19 protein-coding genes are annotated in these 19,653 nt (G+C 71.2%); 12 read left to right on the forward strand and 7 right to left on the reverse strand.

Features of this window, described 5'->3' with window-relative positions:
- Window positions 1-3: 3 nt before the first annotated feature.
- From Q3Y56_RS24425 to Q3Y56_RS24455, 7 genes are all read left to right on the forward strand, one after another.
- Window positions 4-552 carry a F0F1 ATP synthase subunit B gene (locus Q3Y56_RS24425; protein ID WP_304463975.1) on the forward strand — a complete coding sequence of 183 codons (549 nt, stop codon included), beginning with the start codon at window positions 4-6 and terminating at the stop codon, window positions 550-552.
- Window positions 549-1,364, forward strand: coding sequence for a F0F1 ATP synthase subunit delta (locus Q3Y56_RS24430; RefSeq protein ID WP_304463976.1), 816 nt, complete (start codon window positions 549-551; stop codon window positions 1,362-1,364). Before Q3Y56_RS24425 ends, Q3Y56_RS24430 begins: the two co-directional genes overlap by 4 nt.
- 121 nt (window positions 1,365-1,485) lie before the next feature.
- Window positions 1,486-3,057 carry a F0F1 ATP synthase subunit alpha gene (gene atpA, locus Q3Y56_RS24435; protein ID WP_304463977.1) on the forward strand — a complete coding sequence of 524 codons (1,572 nt, stop codon included), beginning with the start codon at window positions 1,486-1,488 and terminating at the stop codon, window positions 3,055-3,057.
- Window positions 3,058-3,059: 2 nt separating this feature from the next.
- The gene (locus Q3Y56_RS24440; RefSeq protein WP_304463978.1) at window positions 3,060-3,980 is read left to right on the forward strand and encodes a F0F1 ATP synthase subunit gamma; all 921 of its coding nucleotides are present in this window, start codon (window positions 3,060-3,062) and stop codon (window positions 3,978-3,980) included.
- Window positions 3,980-5,422 carry a F0F1 ATP synthase subunit beta gene (atpD, locus tag Q3Y56_RS24445; protein ID WP_304463979.1) on the forward strand — a complete coding sequence of 481 codons (1,443 nt, stop codon included), beginning with the start codon at window positions 3,980-3,982 and terminating at the stop codon, window positions 5,420-5,422. Before Q3Y56_RS24440 ends, atpD begins: the two co-directional genes overlap by 1 nt.
- A gap of 129 nt (window positions 5,423-5,551) precedes the next feature.
- Window positions 5,552-5,929 (forward strand): F0F1 ATP synthase subunit epsilon, encoded by a 378-nt coding sequence (locus Q3Y56_RS24450; RefSeq protein ID WP_304463980.1) that lies wholly within the window; start codon window positions 5,552-5,554, stop codon window positions 5,927-5,929.
- Between the two features lie 118 nt (window positions 5,930-6,047).
- Window positions 6,048-6,497 carry a DUF2550 domain-containing protein gene (locus Q3Y56_RS24455; RefSeq protein WP_304465775.1) on the forward strand — a complete coding sequence of 150 codons (450 nt, stop codon included), beginning with the start codon at window positions 6,048-6,050 and terminating at the stop codon, window positions 6,495-6,497.
- Between the two features lie 167 nt (window positions 6,498-6,664).
- On the opposite strand, the gene Q3Y56_RS24460 is transcribed toward Q3Y56_RS24455, so the two are convergent.
- The 3 genes from Q3Y56_RS24460 to Q3Y56_RS24470 all read right to left on the reverse strand — a co-directional run bounded on the left by Q3Y56_RS24460 (window position 6,665) and on the right by Q3Y56_RS24470 (window position 10,533).
- Window positions 6,665-8,284 (reverse strand): glycosyl hydrolase family 18 protein, encoded by a 1,620-nt coding sequence (locus Q3Y56_RS24460; RefSeq protein WP_304463981.1) that lies wholly within the window; start codon window positions 8,282-8,284, stop codon window positions 6,665-6,667.
- Between the two features lie 354 nt (window positions 8,285-8,638).
- Window positions 8,639-9,289 carry a response regulator transcription factor gene (locus Q3Y56_RS24465; protein ID WP_304463982.1) on the reverse strand — a complete coding sequence of 217 codons (651 nt, stop codon included), beginning with the start codon at window positions 9,287-9,289 and terminating at the stop codon, window positions 8,639-8,641.
- Window positions 9,286-10,533, reverse strand: coding sequence for a sensor histidine kinase (locus Q3Y56_RS24470; RefSeq protein ID WP_304463983.1), 1,248 nt, complete (start codon window positions 10,531-10,533; stop codon window positions 9,286-9,288). Before Q3Y56_RS24470 ends, Q3Y56_RS24465 begins: the two co-directional genes overlap by 4 nt.
- Before the next feature lie 158 nt (window positions 10,534-10,691).
- On the opposite strand from Q3Y56_RS24470, the gene Q3Y56_RS24475 reads away from it, so the two are divergent.
- Window positions 10,692-11,303 carry a hypothetical protein gene (locus tag Q3Y56_RS24475; protein ID WP_304463984.1) on the forward strand — a complete coding sequence of 204 codons (612 nt, stop codon included), beginning with the start codon at window positions 10,692-10,694 and terminating at the stop codon, window positions 11,301-11,303.
- 22 nt (window positions 11,304-11,325) lie between these two features.
- Here the strand turns inward: Q3Y56_RS24475 and Q3Y56_RS24480 are convergent, their stop codons facing one another.
- The 3 genes from Q3Y56_RS24480 to Q3Y56_RS24490 all read right to left on the reverse strand — a co-directional run bounded on the left by Q3Y56_RS24480 (window position 11,326) and on the right by Q3Y56_RS24490 (window position 13,611).
- Complete coding sequence (locus Q3Y56_RS24480; RefSeq protein WP_304463985.1) at window positions 11,326-11,898, reverse strand: cob(I)yrinic acid a,c-diamide adenosyltransferase; 573 nt, start codon at window positions 11,896-11,898, stop codon at window positions 11,326-11,328.
- Window positions 11,899-11,946: 48 nt separating this feature from the next.
- On the reverse strand, window positions 11,947-12,702 hold the full coding sequence (locus Q3Y56_RS24485) for an ABC transporter permease (protein WP_304463986.1): 756 nt from the start codon (window positions 12,700-12,702) through the stop codon (window positions 11,947-11,949).
- Between the two features lie 117 nt (window positions 12,703-12,819).
- Window positions 12,820-13,611: an ABC transporter ATP-binding protein gene (locus Q3Y56_RS24490; protein WP_304463987.1), complete on the reverse strand. Its 792-nt coding sequence runs from the start codon at window positions 13,609-13,611 to the stop codon at window positions 12,820-12,822.
- Between the two features lie 79 nt (window positions 13,612-13,690).
- Between Q3Y56_RS24490 and Q3Y56_RS24495 the strand changes: the two genes are divergently transcribed.
- From Q3Y56_RS24495 to Q3Y56_RS24510, 4 genes are all read left to right on the forward strand, one after another.
- On the forward strand, window positions 13,691-14,344 hold the full coding sequence (locus tag Q3Y56_RS24495) for a TetR/AcrR family transcriptional regulator (RefSeq protein ID WP_304463988.1): 654 nt from the start codon (window positions 13,691-13,693) through the stop codon (window positions 14,342-14,344).
- 78 nt (window positions 14,345-14,422) lie between these two features.
- Window positions 14,423-15,271, forward strand: coding sequence for a 3-hydroxyacyl-CoA dehydrogenase family protein (locus Q3Y56_RS24500; protein ID WP_304463989.1), 849 nt, complete (start codon window positions 14,423-14,425; stop codon window positions 15,269-15,271).
- 292 nt (window positions 15,272-15,563) lie between these two features.
- On the forward strand, window positions 15,564-15,887 hold the full coding sequence (locus Q3Y56_RS24505) for an STAS domain-containing protein (protein WP_304463990.1): 324 nt from the start codon (window positions 15,564-15,566) through the stop codon (window positions 15,885-15,887).
- Between the two features lie 390 nt (window positions 15,888-16,277).
- A complete protein-coding gene (locus Q3Y56_RS24510) occupies window positions 16,278-18,749 on the forward strand; it encodes an ATP-binding protein (protein ID WP_304463991.1) in 2,472 nt (823 codons plus the stop codon).
- A gap of 107 nt (window positions 18,750-18,856) precedes the next feature.
- On the opposite strand, the gene nucS is transcribed toward Q3Y56_RS24510, so the two are convergent.
- A complete protein-coding gene (nucS, locus tag Q3Y56_RS24515; protein ID WP_304463992.1) occupies window positions 18,857-19,519 on the reverse strand; it encodes an endonuclease NucS in 663 nt (220 codons plus the stop codon).
- Between the last annotated feature and the right edge of the window lie 134 nt (window positions 19,520-19,653).

Raw genomic sequence — 19,653 nt, forward strand, 5'->3', positions numbered from 1 at the left:
GACGTGATCGACCTGGTACAGCTGGCGAACGAGGGGGAAGCTGAAAACCCCCTCATCCCGCCGATCCCAGAGCTGGTCATCGGCCTGATCGCCTTCGCCATCGTCTTCTTCTTCCTCGCCAAGAAGCTCCTCCCGAACATCAACAAGGTTCTGGACGAGCGCCGTGCGGCGATCGAGGGCGGCATGGAGAAGGCCGAGGCCGCACAGGCCGAGGCCCAGCAGGTCCTCGAGGACTACCGCGCCCAGCTCGCCGAGGCCCGGCACGAGGCCGCGCGCCTGCGCCAGGAGGCGCAGGAGCAGGGTGCCGCGCTCATCGTCGAGATGCGTGCGGAGGGTCAGCGGCAGCGCGAGGAGATCATCGCCGCCGGCCACGCGCAGATCGAGGCCGACCGCAAGCAGGCCGCGGCGACGCTGCGCCAGGACGTGGGCAAGCTCGCCACCGACCTGGCCGGCAAGCTGGTCGGCGAGTCCCTCCAGGACGCCGCCCGGCAGAGCCGCACCATCGACCGTTTCCTCGACGAGCTTGAGGAGAAGGCCGAGGCCGCCCGATGAATGGAGCGAGCCGCGAGGCACTGGCCTCCGCACGCGAGCGCTTCGACGCGCTGACGGACAACACCGCCGTCGACGCCGTGAAGCTCGCCGAGGAGCTGGCCGCCGTCACCGCGCTGCTCGACCGTGAGGTGTCGCTGCGTCGGGTCCTCACCGACCCGGCGCAGGCCGGCGAGGCCAAGGCCGAGCTGGCCGGGCGCCTGCTCGGCAGCCAGGTGGGCGGCGAGACCGTCGATCTGGTCTCCGGCATGGTCCGGTCCCGCTGGTCGCGCTCGCGCGACCTGGTGGACGCGATCGAGGAGCTGGCCGACAGCGCCGACCTCGTCGCGGCCCAGCGGACCGACGCGCTGGACGACGTCGAGGACGAGCTGTTCCGGTTCTCCCGGATCGTCTCCGGGTCGACCGAGCTGCGCGCCGCGCTGACCGACCGCGTGGCGGGCGACCAGGCCAAGGCCGAGCTGCTGAGCCGCCTGCTGGGTGGCCGGGCCAACCCGGTGACCGAGCGGCTCGTGGTCCGGCTGGTGGCACACCCGCGGGGACGTAGCCTGGAAGCGGGCCTCACCGCCCTGTCCAAGCTGGCCGCGGAGCGCCGCGACCGGATGGTCGCCGTGGTCACCTCCGCGGTGCCGCTCAGCGACCGCCAGAAGCAGCGCCTGGGCGCCGCCCTCGCCAAGCTGTACGGCCGGCAGGTCCACCTGAACCTCGACGTGGACCCCGCGGTCCTCGGCGGAGTCGTGGTGCGGATCGGCGACGAGGTCATCAACGGCACCATCGCGGACCGTCTCGAAGAGGCGAGCCGCCGGATGGCCGGCTGAGTCAAGGCCACCAACTCAACAAGCATGTAAGCGGCCCGAGTTGGGCCGACGCAGTCCTGGGGGAAAGCCCCCAGACCCCCCAGAAACACTTCGGGCCCAACAAGGAGAGCAGGGAACCCAGATGGCGGAGCTCACGATCCGGCCGGAGGAGATCCGGGACGCGCTGGAGAACTTTGTCCAGTCGTACAAGCCGGACGCGGCCTCGCGCGAGGAGGTCGGTACGGTCAGCGTTGCCGGCGACGGCATCGCTAAGGTCGAGGGTCTTCCCTCGGCCATGGCGAACGAACTGCTGAAGTTCGAAGACGGCACGCTCGGTCTCGCCCTCAACCTCGAGGAGCGCGAGATCGGTGCGATCGTCCTCGGCGAGTTCAGCGGCATCGAGGAGGGCCAGCCGGTGCAGCGCACCGGAGAGGTCCTCTCCGTCGCCGTAGGCGAGGGCTACCTGGGTCGCGTCGTCGACCCGCTCGGCAACCCGATCGACGGCCTCGGCGAGATCGAGACCGAAGGTCGCCGCGCGCTCGAGCTGCAGGCGCCGGGCGTTATGGCCCGTAAGTCCGTTCACGAGCCGATGGAGACCGGCCTCAAGGCCGTCGACTCGATGACCCCGATCGGCCGCGGCCAGCGCCAGCTGATCATCGGTGACCGCCAGACCGGCAAGACCGCCCTGGCGATCGACACGATCATCAACCAGCGCGACAACTGGCGCACCGGCGACCCGGAGAAGCAGGTCCGCTGCATCTACGTCGCCATCGGCCAGAAGGGCTCCACCATCGCGGGCGTGCGCGCCTCGCTGGAGGAGGCCGGCGCCCTGGAGTACACGACGATCGTCGCCGCCCCGGCGTCCGACCCGGCCGGCTTCAAGTACCTCGCCCCCTACACCGGCTCGGCCATCGGCCAGCACTGGATGTACCAGGGCAAGCACGTGCTGATCGTCTTCGACGACCTGTCGAAGCAGGCCGACGCCTACCGCGCCGTCTCCCTGCTGCTGCGCCGCCCGCCGGGCCGTGAGGCCTACCCGGGTGACGTCTTCTACCTGCACTCCCGCCTGCTGGAGCGCTGCGCGAAGCTCTCCGACGAGATGGGCAAGGGCTCGATGACCGGTCTGCCGATCGTCGAGACCAAGGCGAACGACGTCTCGGCGTTCATCCCGACCAACGTCATCTCCATCACCGACGGCCAGTGCTTCCTGGAGTCGGACCTGTTCAACGCGGGCCAGCGGCCGGCGCTGAACGTCGGTATCTCCGTCTCCCGTGTGGGTGGCTCCGCCCAGCACAAGGCCATGCGCCAGGTCTCCGGCCGGCTCCGCGTGGACCTCGCCCAGTACCGCGAGCTGGAGGCGTTCGCCGCCTTCGGTTCCGACCTGGACGCGGCCTCGAAGTCGGCGCTGGAGCGCGGCAAGCGCATGGTCGAGCTGCTCAAGCAGGGCCAGTACGCCCCGTACGCCACCGAGGACCAGGTCGTCTCGATCTGGGCCGGCACCACCGGCCGGATGGACGACGTGCCGGTCGAGGACATCCGCCGCTTCGAGCGCGAGCTGCTGGACTACCTGCGCCGGGAGCACCAGGGTCTGATGACGTCGATCCGCGAGGGCGCCAAGATGTCGGACGACACGCTCCAGGCGATCGGCGACGCCATCGCCTCGTTCAAGCAGCAGTTCGAGACCTCGGACGGCAAGCTGCTGGGTGAGGGCTGAGCATGGGCGCCCAGCTTCGGGTCTACAAGCGCCGTATCAAGTCCGTCACCGCCACCAAGAAGATCACCAAGGCGATGGAGATGATCGCCGCCTCGCGCATCGTCAAGGCGCAGCGCCAGGTGGCGGCCTCCATGCCGTACGCGACTGAGCTCACCCGCGCGGTGACCGCGGTGGCGACCGGTTCCAACACGAAGCACCCGCTGACCACCGAGGTGGACAGCCCGGCCCGCGCCGCGGTGCTGCTCATCACGAGCGACCGCGGTCTGGCCGGCGGCTACTCCTCCAACGCCATCAAGGCGGCGGAGGGGCTTGCCAAGCGGCTCACCGCCGAGGGCAAGGAGGTCGACACGTACATCGTCGGCCGCAAGGGTGTCTCGTACTACGGCTTCCGCGGCCGCACGGTCGTGGACTCGTGGACCGGTTTCACCGACAGCCCGACGTACGCGGACGCCAAGAAGGTCGCGGGCCCGCTCATCGAGTCCGTGGTCAAGGAGACCGCCGAGGGCGGCGTCGACGAGCTGCACATCGTCTTCACCGAGTTCGTGTCGATGATGACGCAGACGCCGATCGACAACCGGCTGCTGCCGCTGTCCCTCGCCACGGCGGAGGCGGCGGAGGCGGGCGGCAAGGCCGAGATCCTGCCGCTGTTCGACTTCGAGCCGTCGGCGGAGGACGTCCTCGACGCCCTGCTGCCCCGGTACGTCGAGAGCCGTATCTACAACGCCCTGCTGCAGTCGGCCGCCTCCGAGCACGCCGCCCGCCGCCGGGCGATGAAGTCGGCGACCGACAACGCCGAAGAACTCATCAAGTCGCTCACGCGGCTTGCCAACGCGGCCCGCCAGGCCGACATCACCCAGGAAATCAGCGAGATCGTCGGTGGCGCGAGCGCCCTGGCCGACGCGACCGCGGGGAGTGACAAGTAATGACGACCACTGTTGAGACGGCCGCCGCCACGGGCCGCGTCGCCCGGGTCATCGGCCCGGTCGTCGACGTGGAGTTCCCCGTCGACGCGATGCCGGAGATCTACAACGCACTGCACGTCCAGGTCGCCGACCCGGCCGAGGACGGCGCGCTGAAGACGCTGACCCTCGAGGTTGCCCAGCACCTGGGTGAGGGCCTGATCCGCGCCATCTCCATGCAGCCGACCGACGGCCTGGTCCGCCAGGCCCCGGTGACCGACACCGGCAAGGGCATCACCGTGCCGGTCGGTGACTTCACCAAGGGCAAGGTGTTCAACACCCTCGGTGAGGTGCTGAACGTTCCCGAGGAGAACGGCAAGGAGGCCGAGCGCTGGACGATCCACCGCAAGGCCCCCGACTTCGACCAGCTCGAGTCGAAGACCGAGATGTTCGAGACCGGCCTGAAGGTCGTCGACCTTCTCACCCCGTACGTCAAGGGTGGAAAGATCGGTCTGTTCGGTGGCGCGGGTGTGGGCAAGACCGTCCTCATCCAGGAAATGATCATGCGTGTGGCCAAGCTGCACGAGGGCGTTTCCGTGTTCGCCGGTGTCGGCGAGCGCACCCGTGAGGGCAACGACCTCATCCAGGAGATGGAGGAGTCCGGCGTCCTCGACAAGACGGCGCTGGTCTTCGGCCAGATGGACGAGCCCCCGGGCACCCGTCTGCGCGTCGCCCTGGCCGGTCTGACCATGGCGGAGTACTTCCGCGATGTGCAGAAGCAGGACGTGCTGTTCTTCATCGACAACATCTTCCGCTTCACCCAGGCCGGTTCCGAGGTGTCCACCCTGCTCGGCCGCATGCCGTCCGCGGTGGGTTACCAGCCGAACCTGGCGGACGAGATGGGCCTCCTGCAGGAGCGCATCACCTCGACCCGTGGTCACTCGATCACCTCGATGCAGGCGATCTACGTCCCCGCGGACGACCTGACCGACCCGGCGCCGGCCACCACCTTCGCGCACCTGGACGCCACCACCGTGCTGTCGCGTCCGATCTCGGAGAAGGGCATCTACCCGGCGGTGGACCCGCTGGACTCGACGTCCCGCATCCTGGACCCGCGCTACATCACGCAGGAGCACTACGAGGCCGCCTCGCGCGTCAAGGGGATCCTGCAGAAGTACAAGGACCTCCAGGACATCATCGCCATTCTCGGTATCGACGAGCTCGGCGAAGAGGACAAGCTGGTCGTGCACCGCGCCCGTCGTGTGGAGCGCTTCCTGTCGCAGAACACCCACGCGGCGAAGCAGTTCACCGGCGTCGACGGCTCGGACGTTCCGCTGGACGAGTCCATCGCCGCGTTCAACGCGATCTGCGACGGTGAGTACGACCACTTCCCGGAGCAGGCCTTCTTCATGTGCGGTGGCCTTGAGGACCTGAAGAAGAACGCCAAGGAGCTGGGCGTCTCCTGAGCCTCGCAGCTCTCGGAGAGGGGCGGCTCGGCCCCGTCGGCGGGGTCCGTCCCCGTCCCTCTCCGTACGCCCGTTATTCTTTGACAGAACACCTGCCATACCCGGCAGGTGGAGACCCGAGGAGCCACGTTGGCTGCTGAGCTGCACGTCGAGCTGGTCGCGGCGGACCGGAGTGTCTGGTCCGGCGAGGCCACCTTGGTCATCGCGCGCACCACATCGGGTGACATCGGCGTCATGCCCGGCCACCAGCCGCTGCTCGGTGTGCTGGAGTCCGGCCCGGTGACCATCCGTACGAGCGACGGCGGTACGGTCGTCGCCGCGGTGCACGGTGGCTTCATCTCGTTCGCGGACGACAAGCTCTCGCTGCTCGCCGAGATCGCGGAGCTGTCCGACGAGATCGATGTCGAGCGCGCGGAGCGGGCATTGGAGCGAGCCAAGGGCGAGGCGAACGCCGCCGCCGAGCGCCGCGCCGAAGTCCGGCTCCGTGCGGTGGCGGTCGTGCACTGAGCCCGTCACGGACAGTACAGATCCTCAGCCGCGGATCGCGCTGGAATTCTCCAGGGTGGTCCGCGGCTGAGGCAGTGCAGGTGCGGTTTTTCCGGATGACGCGAGGAGGTCGGTGAAGATGGTTCTCGCCCTGCTCGTGAGCGGCGTGGTCGTCACGCTGGTTCTGGTGGGACTCTTCGTCTTCGGGCTGCGTCGGAGGCTGATCCAGCGGTCCGGCGGGACGTTCGACTGCAGTCTGCGGTGGAACGCGCCGGAGGACGGGGCCGAGCCCAGCGGCAAGGGCTGGGTGTACGGCGTGGCGCGCTACAGCGGTGACCGGATCGAGTGGTTCCGGGTCTTCTCCTACGCGCCCCGGCCGCGCCGGATCCTGGAGCGTGCCTCCATCGAGGTGCTGGAGCGCCGCGCCCCGCAGGGCGAGGAGGAACTGGCCCTGCTCTCCGACGCCGTCGTGCTGGCCTGTCTCCACAGCGGTACGCGCCTGGAGCTGGCGATGAGCGAGGACGCGCTGACCGGGTTCCTGGCCTGGCTGGAGGCGGCGCCGCCCGGCCAGAGAGTGAACGTGGCTTGAGCGGCCTGCAGAAACGTTGAGAGGCCGGGGAGGCGGGGGCGACACCGCCTCCCCGGCCGGTTCATGGCCGGGCTGCCGGGTGGCCTGCGCGGTCCGGCGAACGGCCCGTGCGGCCCGGTGAACGGCTAGCGCGGTCCGGCGAACGGCCCGCGCGGCTCGGTGAACGGCTAGCGCAGTCCGCTGTCGATCGCGGTGGCCAGCTCACCCTTGCCGGTGTCACCGCTGAACTCCCAGAAGAACGCGCCGCCGAGGCCCTGCTGCTTCACGTATTCCATCTTTCCGGCGATGGTGGCCGGGGTGTCGTAGCTCCACCACTGGGTGCCGCAGTGGGCGTACGCCGTTCCGGCGACCTCCCCGTTGGCGGGGCACCTGCCCTTGAGTTCCTTGTAGTCCTCGATGCCCTGTTCGTACGTGCCGGGCGCGGGGCCGGTGGCCGTGCCGCCGGGCTCCTTCTGGGTGACCCCGGTCCAGCCGCGTCCGTAGAACCCGATGCCCAGGTTCAGCTTGGCCGACGGTACGCCCTTGCCCTTGAGTTTCCGCACAGCGGCGTCGGAGTCGAAGCCCTGCTGGGGGATGCCGCTGTAGGAGGTGAGCGGCGAGTGCGGGGCGGTCGGGCCCTGGGCCGCCCAGGCGCCGAAGAAGTCGTACGTCATGACGTTGTAGAAGTCGACGTAAGCCGAGGCTCCGGCGTAGTCGGCGGCGTCGATCTTGCCGCCGGCCGAGGCGTCGGCGGTGATGGCCGCGGTGACCAGCTGCTTCCCGAACGTGGCGCGCATCGCCTGCACCATGTTCCTGAACGCCGCCGGGCCGCTGGTGTCGCAGGACAGGCCACAGGCGTTGGGGTACTCCCAGTCCAGGTCGATGCCGTCGAAGAGGCCGGCCCAGCGCGGGTCGTTGACCAGGTCGTAGCAGGACTGGGCGAACGCCGCCGGGTTCTGTGCCGCCTGACCGAAGCCACCGGACCAGGTCCAGCCGCCGAAGGACCACAGGATCTTGAGGTGCGGGTACTTCGCCTTGAGCTTCTTGAGCTGGTTGAAGTTGCCGCGCAGCGGCTGGTCCCAGGTGTCGGCGACGCCGTCGACGCTCTGGTCGGCGGTGTACGCCTTGTCGTAGGCCGCGTAGGAGTCACCGATGGCGCACTTGCCGCCCTGCACGTTGCCGAACGCGTAGTTGATGTGGGTGATCTTGGTGGCCGTGCCGGAGGTGACCAGGTTCTTCACGTGGTAGTTGCGGCCGTAGACGCCCCATTCGGTGAAGTAGCCGAGCTTGACCTTGGCGCTGGGGTTCGGGCCCGGCCCGGGATCCGGGTCGCCGGGATCCGGGTCGCCCGGATCGGGATCACCCGGGGTGGAACTGCCGTCGCAGGCCCCGCCGTTGAACTTACAGCCGGTGGGGCTGCCGCTGCCCGTGCCGTTGAAGCCGAAGGTCACGGAGGCGCCGGGGGCGAGGGAGCCGTTCCAGCTCTTGTTCCTGGCGGTCCAGTGGGTGCCGGAGCCGGTGACGTCCGCGTCCCAGGCGGAGGTGACCGTGGTGCCGGAGGGGAAGTCCCACTCGACGGTCCAGCTGCTCAGGGTCGTGGTGCCGGTGTTCTTCACCGTCCACTTGCCTTCGAAGCCGCTGCCCCAGTCGGATGCCTTGGTGTACGTGGCGGTCGCGGACTCGGCCGCTTGGGAGGGGGCTGCCGAGGCCAGGCCGAGCAGCCCGGCGAGGGGGAGGACGAGTGCGGCCAGGGCCGCGGTGGCTCTGTGCCGCGCGGGCTTGGTGCGTAGGGAGGTTCCAGATCTCACGGATGCTCCTCGTACGGGGGAAGGGGAGGTACGGGGGAACCTGCGCCGCCCGGTGAGCGTGGTGCCGTGGGGAGCTCACCGCAGTGAGGGGAGCGTAGAAAGGTCTGGACCAGCGGTCAATAGGTCTGGACCACCTGGCCGCTGTGGGAGTGCCGGACGCGCATCGCCGGACGCGGACTCCGGGCGCGGACGCCGGGCGCGCAGGCTGTACGCGTACGCCGGACGCGTACAGCGGACGTGGACGCCGGACGTGGACGCCGGGCGCGCAGGCTGTACGCGTACGCCGGACGCGTACAGCGGACGTGGACGCCGGACGTGGACGCCGGACGTGGACGCCGGACGTGGACGCCGGGCTCAGACGCCCAATTCCTGGGCCAGCACCGCCGCCTGCACCCTGCTGCGCAGCTCCAACTTGCCGAGCAGCCTGCTGACATGCGTCTTGACCGTGGCCTCCGCCATCGACAGCCGTTCGCCGATCTCCGCGTTGGACAGGCCCTGCCCCAGACAGCCGAGGACCTCCCGCTCCCGGCGGGTGAGCGCGTCCAGGACGGCCGGGTCGGGGGCGTCCGGGGCGCGTGCCGGCAGCGGCCGGGCGAACTCGGCGATCAGCCGCCGGGTCACGGACGGGGCGATCAGGCCCTCGCCGCGCGCCACCGTTCGTACCGCGTCGACCAGTTCGGCCGCTTCGCATTCCTTGAGCAGGAACCCGGCGGCCCCCGCCCGCAGCGCCCCGAAGACGTACTCGTCCAGATCGAAGGTGGTCAGCACGAGGACGTCGGCCAGCCCCTCGCCGACCACCTGGCGGGTGGCCGATACCCCGTCCAGGCGCGGCATCTGCACGTCCATCAGCACCAGGTCGGGCCGCAGCTCGCGCGCCAGCCGCACCGCCTCCTCGCCGTCGGAGGCCTCGCCGACCACCGCCACACCGTCGGCCGCGCGCAGGATGAGCACCAGCCCGGCCCGGACCGCGGTCTGGTCCTCGGCGACGAGTACCCGGATCGTCATGTGCGGTCGTCTCCTTCCTCGACGGGCAGCACGGCCCGTACCTCCCAGATCCTGCCGTCCGGCCCGGTCACGGGTCCGGCTTCGAACTCCCCGCGCAGCAGCGCCACCCGCTCCCGCATGCCGACGAGACCGGCGCCGGAGCCGGGCGCGCGGGGGCCCGGGCGGTCCCCGAACCGGGTGGTCACCCGCACCCGCAGCGGGCCGCGGCCGTCCGTGGCGCGGGCCGTCGGCCGGTCCCGCGCGGCATCCCCTTCGCGGGCCAGCTCCACCAGGACCTCGCCGGGCGCGGCGTGCTTGAGCGCGTTGGTCAGGGCCTCCTGGACGATGCGGTACGCGGCCAGTTCCACCGGGGCGGGCAGCCTCGCCGATCCTTCCGGCCGCTCGTCCCGCAGCCGGAACCGCAGCCCGCTGGCCTCGCCGGTGGTGCGGGCCTGCCGCAGCAGTGCGTCCAGGCCGTCGAGGGTGGGGGCGGCGGCCGGTTCGGTGCCGGCGCCCGCGTCCCGCAGCAGTCCGATGAGACGGCGCATCTCGGCCAGGCCCTGCACGCTGTTCTCCCGGATGACGCCGAGCGCCTCCTGGCTGGCCGCCGGATCCTTGATGGACAGCGCCGCGGTGGAGTGGATGGCGATGGCGGACAGATGGTTGGCGACCATGTCGTGCAGCTCGCGCGCCATCCTGGCGCGCTCGGCCGTCACCGCCTGGGTGCGGTCCATCTCGGCGAGCAGGGCGGTCTGTTCGGCGCGCAGCCGCGCGGCGTCGGCGGCCTCGCGGTGATTGCGGACGATCAGGCCGGTGTACGCGGGGGTGGCGGTGACGACGGCCGCGGCGACGCCGATGAGGAGCGCCTCGGGCTCCCGCAGCAGCGCCAGCGGGACGGCGGCGGCCAGGACGGAGAAGACTTCGGTGGCCCGGGGCAGGAAGCGGGCCGCGACGGGCGGCCCGTACAGCACGGCCGCGTACAGCAGATCCGTGAACATCGCGACGTTCGCGATCAGGGAACCGGCGCAGAGGTCGATTCCGAAGGCCAGGGACCCGATGGCCAGGCCCGCGCACGGAGCCGTGCGGCGCAGGAGTTCGGCGCCGGACATGAGGGCCAGCGCGACCAGCGCGAGCCACCCGGGCAGCACGGGGAGTAGCCCGGTGCTGGCCAGCCCGAGCTTCCACAGCAGCAGGCCGCCGAGCAGCCCGGCGGCGGAGATGAGCACCTCCTCCCGGCTCGGGCGGGGGAGAGGGAGCGGCGGCATGGGTCCATCACAGCATGGGGGTGGGGCGCGGGCCTCCACTCGGGGGTGGGAGCGGCGCCGGGCGGAGTACATCGAAGGATGCAGTGCGGGTTCGTCAGCGACGACGACGCGAGGGGCTGGGCGATGCGGGACCGTTGTCGGGAAGGAAGGAGACCACCGTGATCGTCGCGCTGATCGTCGCCTGTGAGGTCGGCTTCTGGGTGCTGCTCGCCGCCGGGCTGGCGCTGCGGTATCTGGCGAAGATGCCGAAGACGAGTGCCGCTGTGCTGCTGTGTGAGCCGATATTGGAGCTGGTGCTGTTCGTGGCGACCGCGGTCGACCTGAAGAACGGCGCGGAGCCCGACTGGAAGCACGGGCTCGCTGCGGTCTACATCGGCTTCACGGTGGTCATGGGCCACCGCACGATCAAGTGGGTCGACACCCGCGTCGCGCACCGTTTCGCGGGTGGTCCGCCGCCCGTCAAGAAGCCCAGGTACGGCAGTGCGCGCACGGCGTACGAATGGAAGGAAGCGGGCCGCTGGATATCGGCGGCGGGCATAGCCATCGCGCTGCTGCAAGCGGCGGTCTGGTACGTGGGCGATGGCGGGGACGTGGAGTCCCTGCGGGCGTGGCAGCACAGGATGCTCTTCGTCATCGGCATCAACGTGATCATCGCGCTGACCTACACGATATGGCCGAAGGAGGCGCCGTCCGGGACCGGGGAGAAGGAGCGATCCGGGACCGATGTGGAGGAGCGGTCCCGGACGTGGCCCAGCATGAGCAAGCGCTGATCAGCGGTTGGTCAGTGGTTGATCAGCGGTTCTCGCCCGGGACCCAGAGGACGTCCCCCAGTTCCTTGTTGGCGGTGCGCGCGAGGATGAACAGCAGGTCGGACAGACGGTTCAGGTAGGTGGCCGTGAGGGGGTTCATGACGTCCTCGTACTCGGCGAGCGCCGCCCACGTGGAGCGCTCGGCGCGCCGGACCACCGTGCATGCCTGGTGCAGCAGCGCCGCGCCGGGCGTGCCGCCGGGGAGGATGAAGCTGCGCAGCTTCTCCAGGTCGGCCAGGAACCGGTCGCAGTCCGCCTCCAGCTTGTCGATATAGCTCTGCTCGACGCGCAGCGGCGGGTACTTGGGGTTCTCCACCACCGGCGTCGACAGGTCCGCGCCGACGTCGAACAGGTCGTTCTGCACGCGGACCAGGACCGTGGTGACCTCGGCCGGCAGGTTGCCGAGGGCGATGGCCACCCCGATCGCGGCGTTCGCCTCGTTCGCGTCGGCGTACGCGGAGATCCGCAGGTCGGTCTTGGCGGTGCGGCTCATGTCACCGAGGGCGGTGGTGCCCTTGTCCCCGGTACGCGTATAGATGCGGGTGAGATTGACCATGCTCCGAGCCTACGCGCCGGTCGTCCGCCGGGCCTGACCGCCCGCGGTCTACGCCCCGGACTTCCGGAACAGCCGGGTGCCGATCGTCACGGAGACCACGGCCAGCGCGGCGGCGACCAGGGCGGCGAGCGCGACCTTCCCGTCCCCGTAGTCGCCGACGAAGGCCGCCCGTACGCCGTCGACGAGATAGCGGAACGGCACGAAGTGGGAGACGGTGTCCAGCCAGTCCGGCGCGAGCGCCATGGGCAGCAGGATCCCGGAGAGCAGCATCGCGGGCAGGTTGACGGCGTTGATGACGGGGGCGAACTCCTGCGGGGTGCTGACGCGCATGGCCAGCGCGTACGACAGCGAGGCGAGCGAGATGGTGAGCGTGCCGACGAAGAGGAAGCCGAGGAGCACGCCGAACAGCGGGGCGCGCAGCCCCATCGCGACGGCGACGAGCACCAGCAGCAGCGATTGCACGAAGAGGGCGACGACGTCCTTGAGTACCCGGCCCATCAGCAGGGCCAGCCGACTGACGGGGGTGACCTGCATCCGTTCGATGACGCCCCACTGCTTCTCGAGCAGGATGGCGAAGCCCGCGAAGGCGGCGGAGAACAGGCCGAGCTGGACGAGCAGACCGGGCACGAGTGTCTGCCACGAGTCGCCCCGCCCGCCGAGCGGCACGTCCTTCAGCAGCGGGCCGAAGAAGACGAGGAAGAGCAGGGGTTGCAGCAGCCCGAAGACGAGGCCGAGTTTGGAGCGCAGCGTCTGGCGGCCGTAGCGGCCGAAGACCAGAAGGGTGTCGGAGGCGACGTGGCGCATCGGTGGTGACTCCTGTGCGTAGGGGCCGGGGAGAGGCGGCGGGGCCGGACGGCGACGGCCGGCTCAGGCGGCGACGGCGGGTCAGACGGAGACGTGTGGGTGGGACGGCGACAGGGATCAGACGGCGACGGGGGCGGCGTCCCGTGGCGTGGTGCGGCGTCCGGTGATGGCGATGAAGGCGTCCTGGAGGCTGGCCTCGGGCGAGCCGCCGTACTCCGCCTTGAGCCGCTCGGGGGTGCCTTCGGCGACGACCCGGCCGCCGTCGACGACGACGAGCCGGTCGGCGAGCGCGTCGGCCTCGTCGAGGTAGTGGGTGGTCAGGAAGACGGTCATGCGCTGCTCGGCGCGGAGTCGGCGGATCAGCGCCCACAGGTCGGCGCGGCTGCCGGGGTCCAGCCCGGTCGTCGGCTCGTCCAGGAAGAGGATCTCGGGCCGGTGGGTGAGGCCCATGGCGATGTCCAGGCGGCGGCGCTGACCGCCGGACAGGGCGGCGCACTTGCGGTCCAGCAGCCCGGTCAGGTCGAGGTCGGCCGCCAGTTCCTCGGCACGGGCGGCGGCCTGCGCCTTGGTCAGCCGGTACAGGCGGCCCTGGGTGACCAGTTCCTCTCGTACGGAGATGTCGGGGGCGACGCCGCCGGACTGGGCGACGTACCCGATCTTCATCCGTACTCCCGCGGGGTCGCGGGCCAGGTCGTGCCCGGCGACGGTCGCGCGGCCGCCGGTGGGGGCGAGCAGCGTGGTGAGCATCCGCAAGGTGGTGGTCTTGCCCGCTCCGTTGGGGCCGAGGAAGCCGAGGATCTCGCCGCGCTCGACGGTCAGGTCGATCCCGCGGACCGCTTCGACGGGGCCGCGCTTGGTCGGGAAGGTCCGGGCGAGCCCGGAGGTGGTGATGCAGGGCTGGTTCGGCATGCGACCCACAAAAGCATAGTCATTGAAAGTTTGCAATGACTCCAAAAATAGAGTGGGGCCAGCGGACTAGCATGGGCTCATGACCGGCACCGCGCGCGCAGAAGGACTCAGGGAGCGGAAGAAGCGGCAGACCAGGCAGCGCATCGCGGACATCGCGACCGGGCTGTTCCTGGAACGCGGCTTCGAGGCGGTGACGATCGCCGAGGTCGCCGAGGCCGCCGAGGTGTCCGTCAACACCGTCTACAACTACTTCCCGGCAAAGGAGGACCTGTTCTTCGACCGGCAGGAGGAGAAGGTCCAGCACCTGTCGCGCGTCATCGAGGCGCGCGAGGCGGGGGAGTCCGCCGCCCGCGCCGTCCTGCGCGACCTGCGGACAAGCCTTGAGGAGAAGACTGCCGACGGACTGCGGCCGGAGTTCCGGCGCTTCGTCCAGGTCATCCGCGAATCGGCCGCCCTGACGGCCCGTGTGACCCTCATGCACGAGCTCATCTGCCACGCGGTGTACGACACCCTCCGGGAGGAGACCGGCGCCGGTCCGGACGACCCGCTGCCCCGGCTCATCGCCAATCAGCTCTCCTGGGTCTCCTCCGTCGTCCAGAACAGCGTGATACGGCTGGTCGCGGCCGGCCGTGACCCCGACGACGTGGCCCGGGAGGCGCTCGGCAGACTCGACCTCCTGGAGGCGATGCTGGGCGAGCTCACTCTCAACTATGCGGTGAAGAACACACCGTGACGCGCCTTACTTCCTGATGCGGCCGGGGGTGAACGGACGTTAAGGTCCGGCCAATAGCGTCGAGGAGAGGTGTGTGTCGTGGCGAAGAAGCTCGCCGTCATCGGAGCCGGACTGATGGGGTCCGGCATCGCGCAGGTCTCGGCCCAGGCCGGGTACGACGTGATCCTGCGCGACGTCACGGACGAGGCCCTCGCCCGGGGGATCGGCGGCATCGAGGCGTCGTACGAGAAGTTCGTCTCCAAGGGCAAGCTGGCCGCCGACGCCGCCGAGCAGGCCCTGGCCCGGATCACCACCACCACCGACCTGGACGCGGCCGCCGACGCGGACATCGTCGTCGAGGCCGTCTTCGAGAAGATCGAGGTCAAGCAGGAGATCTTCCGCACCCTCGACGGCCTGGTGAAGGACGAGACCGTCCTCGCGTCCAACACCTCCGCCATCCCGATCACCAAGATCGCGGCGGCCACGCAGCGCCCGGAGCGGGTCGTCGGCACCCACTTCTTCTCGCCCGTGCCGATGATGCAGCTGTGCGAGCTGGTGCGCGGCTACAAGACCAGCGACGAGACGCTCGCCGCCGCCCGCGCGTTCGCCGAGGGCGTCGGCAAGACCTGCATCGTGGTCAACCGCGATGTCGCGGGTTTCGTCACCACCCGGCTGATCTCGGCACTCGTCGTGGAGGCGGCCAAGCTCTACGAGTCGGGCGTCGCCAGCGCCGAGGACATCGACATCGCCTGCAAGCTGGGCTTCGGCCACGCCATGGGGCCGCTGGCCACCACCGACCTCACCGGCGTGGACATCCTGCTGCACGCCACCGGCAACATCTACACCGAGACCCAGGACGAGAAGTTCGCGCCGCCGGAGATCATGCGCCGGATGGTCGACGCGGGGGACATCGGCCGCAAGAGCGGGCAGGGCTTCTACCAGTACTGATATCCCCCGTTCGGGGATATCCCGGGCGGTGGGCCGCCGTTCCCGCGGCCCGTTCCCCGCTGCTCCAGCCGACCGGTCCGCGTTCCGGCGGAGGGCTCCGATCCCCGGAAGCCCCCTGTTCCAGCGGGCGGCGCCCTCACCTGATGTGACGTCAGGTGAGGGCGCCTCACCCTCACGGGTGAATTCGGTATCGGTTCGCTTACAGGCGGCAACTTTGCCGTGTGAGAGGCAGTCAGTTCTGTAGACACATAGGCGCACCAACGACCGCGTCGCAGCACATCAGGGAGCGCATATGTACATCAGGGGCGACCACGCCGAGCTGGTCGTCGGGGGCCGCCTCGACGTCCGAAGCGCGGCGGACGCCCGTACGGTCCTGCACAGGGCCGTCGACTCCGGCCGCGGCGACCTGGTGCTCGACCTTTCCGCACTGGACTCGTGGGACGCCACCGGGCTCGGCGTCATCATGGGGGCGCACCGCCGGGCCGGACGAGCGGGCCGCAGGCTCGTCCTGCGCGGGGTGCCGCCCCAGATGCAGCGCCTGCTCGTGGCCACCCGCCTGCACCGGATCCTCGCGATCGAAGGCGGCCTGGAGGCGGAGTCCCTGCCACGCGTGTGACCGCGGACCGCCCCCGGGTGACCCTGGCCCCACCCCTGGGTGACCCCGGCCTCATCCCCGGGTGACCGTGGACCCGCCTGCGGGTGATCGTGGACACCACCTCCGGTTGACGGTGGACCCGCCCGCGGGTGACCAGGAGTCCCTCGCGCGTGAGCCGGGAGTCGCGCGCGGTTGACCGCGGACTCCCGTAGAGCGGCGGGGCGCCGCCACGGCGGCCCCGGTCGCTGGATAACCTGAGACGGTCTGGGGTTCGGTTCTCCGCCGCATACCCAATGCCCTCGGCGGGCACCGGACCCGGAAACGGTCGGAGGGATACCCTTCCCACCGGCCCCGGGGGTGCTGACGGGCCGGGGAGGCAGACAGCACGCCACGCATCTGGGGGCTTGAACCATGGAGCCGACGAATATGGGACCGGACGAGCACGGGCACGACGACCCGGGCCGCGCAGGCGACGGCGGCCCCGCGCCGCTCCCGCCCCGGGACCTGTCGCCGCCACCCGGCGTCGCCCGGACCGCACGCATCGTCACCGGCGACCACGTCCTGACCGTCAACCCCGTCGACGGCAGCGAGATAGAGCCCTGCGCACCCGGGGAGCGCCCCGAGCTCCCCGGCCGCCGGGACGCCCGCGATCGGGCCGAGCTGACGCGCGCCGCCACCCCGCCGCCGCTGCTGACCCCGGCCGCCTCCGGCGCCCCCGGACCCGACGCGCCGATGCTGGAGCGGAACGAGGAGCGCGTACGCCTGGGCCGGCTGCTCTCCCGAGGCCGCTCGGTACGGGTCACCGGCCCCTCCGGTGCCGGCCGCACCGTCCTGCTGGACGCCGTCGCCGCCGACTGCGAGGACCTGGCCCCCGACGGCGTCGTACGCCTCTGCGGCCGCCACCGCACCCCGACCGACCTGCTGTACGAGCTCTACGCCGCCGTCCACGACGCCCCCGACTACCGGCCGGACCGGGACGGGCTGCTCGCGGCCGTCGCCGAGATCGGCGCCGTCGTGGTCCTGGACGACGTCGAGTTCGGCGGCACGGCGCTGGACGAGTTCCTCGACGCCACCCCCGAGTGCGCCTTCCTGATCTCCACCACTCCCGACGTCGCCGCCCCGTCCGCCGACTCCCACCTGGAGGAGCTGTTCCTCGGCGGCCTCAGCCGCACCGCCTGCCTGGAGCTGCTCGAGCACTCCGTGCAGCGGCCGCTGACGGAGGACGAGGCGAACTGGGCCGCCGACCTGTGGTTCGAGTCCGAGGGACTGCCGCTGCGCTTCGTCCAGGCCGGTGCCCTGCTGCGGCTGGGAGCACCCGCCGGGCCCGGAGAGCCCCGCGGCGGCGCCCTGCCCTCACTGGCCGACGGCGCCGCCCCCGCCGCACTGCTCGCCTCCCGGCTCGGCGAGGCGGCGCGCGACACCCTGCGGCTGGCGGTCGCCATCGGCGGCGAGGTCCCGGCCCAGGCGCACCTGCCCGCCCTGTCCGGCGACACCCACGCCGACGCGGCCGTCTCCGAGCTCGCCGCCTGCGGCCTGATCACCGCCGCCGGCCCCTGCTACCGGCTCGCGGCCGGGGTCGCGGCGCAGCTCAGCGGCGCCGGGTACGCCGACGAGGCCCCCGCGCACGCGCAGCGCCTGGCCCAGCACTACTCCTGGTGGACCGGGCACCCCTCCGTCAGCCCCGACCGGGTCGCCCGGGAGTCCGACGCGATCCTGGCCACCCTCACCGCCCTCATGGCCGGGCAGGAGGCGGGGCACTCCAGCGCCGCCGTGCTGCTGGCCCGTACGGCGGCGCCCGCGCTGGCCACCGCGCTGCACTGGAGCGCCTGGGAGCGGACCCTGCGGCACGGCCAGGCGGCCGCGCGGCTGGCGGGCGAGGTCGCCGAGCAGGCGTACTTCCACCACGAACTGGGCGTGCTCGCCCTGTGCACCGGCAACCTGGACCGGGCGCGGGCCGAGCTGGAGGCGTCCATCGGGCTGCGCGGCGTCCTCGCCGACAAGCGCGGCGCGGTCGCGGGCCGCCGGGCGCTCGCGCTGGTGGCCGACCGCACGGCCCGGCCGGTGCCGCCGGCCCCCGCGGGCGCACCCGGCGACGCGCCCACCGAGGAACTGCCGCCGACCCCCATCGCCCCCGCGGCCCCGGTCGCCCCCACGTCCGCGTATCCGGCCTCCGCGACGGAGACGACGGCCGCCACCGAGCCGCTCGGCGCCGTGCCCCCGGCGGAGTTCGGCACCGTGCCGCCGTCCGCGGCCGCCGCGGGGGGCTCCAAGAAGCGCGGCCTCGGCCTGCCGCTGGCCGCGGTGGCGGTCGGCGCCCGGCGCAACATGGTCGCGGCGGGCGCGGGCGCCCTGCTGGTCGCCGTCCTCGGCACCGTCGTCACCCTCGGCCTCACCTCGGACGACGACGAGCCGCCCGCGAACACGAACCGGCCGGACCGCTCGACCTCCCAGCCCGACGACGCGAACAACTCGGGCCTGCCGGAGGACGACACGCCCGCCGGCACCACCGGCGGCCCCCGCCCGGGCACCAGTGGCCATCCGGCGACGTCGGCGTCCCCCGGAACGCCCGGCAGCGACGGCACGAGCGGGGCGCCGACCACAGGTGCTCCCTCGACGAGCGGGGACCCGTCGTCCCCGAGCACGACCCGCCCGCCGTCGTCGTCCAAGCCGCCGTCCACGACGAAGCCGCCGTCCACGACGAAGCCCCCGACCACCACCAAGCCCCCGACGACGACCAAGCCGCCGACGACGAAGCCGCCGACGACGTCGCCGACCCCGACCCCCACCAGCACGGCCACGTCCGCACCCACGAACGGCGCCTCGACCACGGCCAGCGGTGCGGCCCCCAGTTCGGCCCCGACCGGCTCGGGCTCCCCGGCCTGACCGCCACGGCACGCGAAAAAACGCCGGACGGGCTCGTCCTCCGAGCCCGTCCGGCGCTATGAGGGCCGGGTCCGGCGCGCCCCCAGGCACGCCGCCCCGGACGCGGCCTAGAAGAGCCGCAGTTTGTCGTCCTCGATGCCGCGCAGCGCGTTGTAGTCCAGCACCACGCACCCGATCCCGCGGTCCGTCGCCAGCACCCGCGCCTGCGGCTTGATCTCCTGCGCCGCGAAGACGCCCTTCACCGGCGCCAGGTGGGGATCGCGGTTCAGCAGCTCCAGATAGCGCGTGAGCTGCTCGACGCCGTCGATCTCACCCCGCCGCTTGATCTCGACGGCGACCGTCGCCCCGTCGGCGTCCCGGCAGAGAATGTCCACGGGGCCAATGGCAGTGGCGTATTCCCGCCGAATAAGCGTCCAACCGGCGCCGAGTGTCTCGATCCGATCGGCGAGCAGTTCCTGAAGGTGCGCTTCCACGCCGTCCTTGATCAGGCCCGGATCCACCCCGAGTTCATGCGAGGAGTCGTGGAGGACTTCCTCCATGGTGATGATGAGCTTCTCGCCCGCCTTGTTCACAACCGTCCACACGGAACCGTCGCCCTCCTTGAGGGTGCACGGCGGGGACATCCAGTTCAGGGGTTTGTAGGCCCGGTCGTCCGCGTGGATCGACACACTGCCGTCGGCCTTGACGAGGATGAGGCGGGGGGCCGACGGGAGATGGGCCGTGAGACGGCCCGCGTAGTCCACGGAGCAACGGGCGATGACGAGACGCATGGTCGGCAACGCTACTCGACAGCGGGCGGTGCACGCGATTCGTCCACCGATGGTGCTGTTCGACATTGGCTGGTTGTGTGTGCATTCTCCTGGTGCCGATGCTGTGGCCGAATTACCGTTGAAGCGGGCGGTCG

Origin of the sequence: Streptomyces sp. XD-27 (assembly GCF_030553055.1) — a bacterium.
Lineage (GTDB): Bacteria > Actinomycetota > Actinomycetes > Streptomycetales > Streptomycetaceae > Streptomyces.

Excerpts from the sequence above, each read along its gene's own strand:
- Q3Y56_RS24430 (WP_304463976.1), top strand. The coding sequence starts at position 549 with ATGAATGGAGCGAGCCGCGAGGCACTGGCCTCCGCACGCGAGCGCTTC.
- atpA (WP_304463977.1), top strand. The coding sequence starts at position 1,486 with ATGGCGGAGCTCACGATCCGGCCGGAGGAGATCCGGGACGCGCTGGAG.
- Q3Y56_RS24440 (WP_304463978.1), top strand. The coding sequence starts at position 3,060 with ATGGGCGCCCAGCTTCGGGTCTACAAGCGCCGTATCAAGTCCGTCACC.
- atpD (WP_304463979.1), top strand. The coding sequence starts at position 3,980 with ATGACGACCACTGTTGAGACGGCCGCCGCCACGGGCCGCGTCGCCCGG.
- Q3Y56_RS24455 (WP_304465775.1), top strand. The coding sequence starts at position 6,048 with ATGGTTCTCGCCCTGCTCGTGAGCGGCGTGGTCGTCACGCTGGTTCTG.
- Q3Y56_RS24465 (WP_304463982.1), bottom strand. The coding sequence starts at position 9,289 with ATGACGATCCGGGTACTCGTCGCCGAGGACCAGACCGCGGTCCGGGCC.
- Q3Y56_RS24470 (WP_304463983.1), bottom strand. The coding sequence starts at position 10,533 with ATGCCGCCGCTCCCTCTCCCCCGCCCGAGCCGGGAGGAGGTGCTCATC.
- Q3Y56_RS24480 (WP_304463985.1), bottom strand. The coding sequence starts at position 11,898 with ATGGTCAATCTCACCCGCATCTATACGCGTACCGGGGACAAGGGCACC.
- Q3Y56_RS24485 (WP_304463986.1), bottom strand. The coding sequence starts at position 12,702 with ATGCGCCACGTCGCCTCCGACACCCTTCTGGTCTTCGGCCGCTACGGC.
- Q3Y56_RS24490 (WP_304463987.1), bottom strand. The coding sequence starts at position 13,611 with ATGCCGAACCAGCCCTGCATCACCACCTCCGGGCTCGCCCGGACCTTC.
- Q3Y56_RS24495 (WP_304463988.1), top strand. The coding sequence starts at position 13,691 with ATGACCGGCACCGCGCGCGCAGAAGGACTCAGGGAGCGGAAGAAGCGG.
- Q3Y56_RS24505 (WP_304463990.1), top strand. The coding sequence starts at position 15,564 with ATGTACATCAGGGGCGACCACGCCGAGCTGGTCGTCGGGGGCCGCCTC.
- Q3Y56_RS24510 (WP_304463991.1), top strand. The coding sequence starts at position 16,278 with ATGGAGCCGACGAATATGGGACCGGACGAGCACGGGCACGACGACCCG.
- nucS (WP_304463992.1), bottom strand. The coding sequence starts at position 19,519 with ATGCGTCTCGTCATCGCCCGTTGCTCCGTGGACTACGCGGGCCGTCTC.